The following is a 1,700-nucleotide window of genomic DNA, read 5'->3' as shown; positions in this document are numbered from 1 at the left end:
AACAGGAGAGTTGATACAGGAACTTGTAGAGGCTCCTAAATATAAAGTTGGCGTTCGAAGAAAACGAGTAATGACAAAAGGCATTGAACAAAAAGTAATTGCTCATCTTCAGGAAAATGAGGAGAAGCTAAAAAAGGGATTAAAAAAACAATTAAAGAAGCCAATCGATATATTTGAAGCATTAGAGGAAGAAGGAATTGAAATCAGTTACAGTACCGTCCTCCGGACGATTCGGCAATTAGAAAAGAAATCAAAAGAAGCCTTTATCAAAGGGTCTTATTATCCTGGAGACATATGTGAATTTGATTGGGGTGAAGTGAAGGTTAAAATTAAAGGAAAATGGTGTAAGCTTCAAATGGCAGTGTTTACGTCAGCCTATGGAAATTTTCGAATGGCCTATCTATTTTCAAAACAAAAGATGGAGTGCTTCCAAGAAGCGCATGCTTTGTTCTTTCAAGAAGTTAGTGGAGTCTATAAAACTATGGTCTATGACAATATGAGGGTTGCCGTCAAACGCTTTGTCGGAACAGAGAAAGAGCCTACAGAAGGATTATTAAAACTTTCAATTTACTATGGTTATAGTTATCGCTTCTGCAATGTCCGAAAAGGAAACGAAAAAGGGCACGTTGAACGAAGTGTGGAAGTAGTACGTAGAAAAGCCTTCGCGTTTCGTGACACATTTGAATCGATTGAAGAAGCAAATCAATACCTATATGAGGTTTGTGAGAAACGTAACCGAAAACCACAGCCATCCCATCAAAACCAAACTGCCGTAGAGTGTTTAAAACAGGAACAAGAAAACTTCCTCTCCCTTCCCCGCCCGTTTGACGCAGCGCGAGTCCAAAACGTGCGTGTCGACAAGTATTCAACGGTAGTTATTGATCAAAGCCACTACTCCGTTCCGGATCATTTGGTTGGCGCAATCATAAAGGTGAAAATCTACTCGAATCGCATTCTATGTTTCTATGAAGAGGGAAAAGTAGCGGATCATATTCGTTTAACTGGTTGCCATGAATGGAGTTTACAGCTTGAGCATTACTTAGAAACGTTAAAGAAAAAGCCTGGTGCATTAGCTGGTAGCACAGCATTACAACAGGCAGATAAAAAAATAAAAACAATTTATGATACTTATTATAACAATCGTGCAAAAGAATTTGTAGAGTTATTACAGTATATTAAAGAAGAATCCACTCTTAGTGAAATTGAACGAAGTATTAAAGAGCTTTGTCGGATACATCCCAGCCATGTGACAACGGACAAAATAAAAATCCTATGCGCTAAAAATAAGAATACCGCGGTTTCTTCAGTACCAAAATCAAAAGAAACGAATGATATAACAGAGCATGCGAAGGCAAATCTAAAAATGTATGATGAGTTATTTCAGACGGAATCAGTAGGGAAAGAGGAGGCCATTGCATGAGTACATCATCAGAATTGATGGAACAGATATTCAACTATAGCAAGGATTTAAAGCTGCCAACTATTCGCCAATGTTTTCAAGAGCAAATCAAAGAGGCAACTCAAAATAACGCCAGTTATGAAGAGTTTTTAGCTCTGTTATTACAAAAGGAATGGGATAATCGGCAAGAAATGGCTCAATATAATCGTATCCGTCGAGCAGAATTTCCTTATAAAAAGTACTTAGAGGACTTATCCATATCTGATTTACCAGAAGATGCACAAAGGAAATATAAGCAACT

At 37.7% G+C, this 1,700-nt stretch carries 2 protein-coding genes; both read left to right on the top strand.

The window, feature by feature from the left end:
- Positions 1 to 1,420: Mu transposase domain-containing protein (locus HNR53_RS23055; RefSeq protein ID WP_184530530.1), on the top strand; the 1,420-nt coding region annotated here is incomplete at its 5' end.
- A partial coding sequence (locus HNR53_RS23050; RefSeq protein ID WP_221452456.1) for an ATP-binding protein occupies positions 1,417 to 1,700 on the top strand: 284 nt, incomplete at its 3' end. The genes HNR53_RS23055 and HNR53_RS23050, both read left to right, overlap by 4 nt.

The sequence above is a fragment of the Bacillus benzoevorans genome, from assembly GCF_014207535.1.
Taxonomy (GTDB): Bacteria; Bacillota; Bacilli; order Bacillales; family Cytobacillaceae; genus Bacillus_BD; species Bacillus_BD benzoevorans.
Note: the sequence above shows the minus strand (reverse complement) of the source record. Positions and strands in the feature narration are given on the sequence as shown.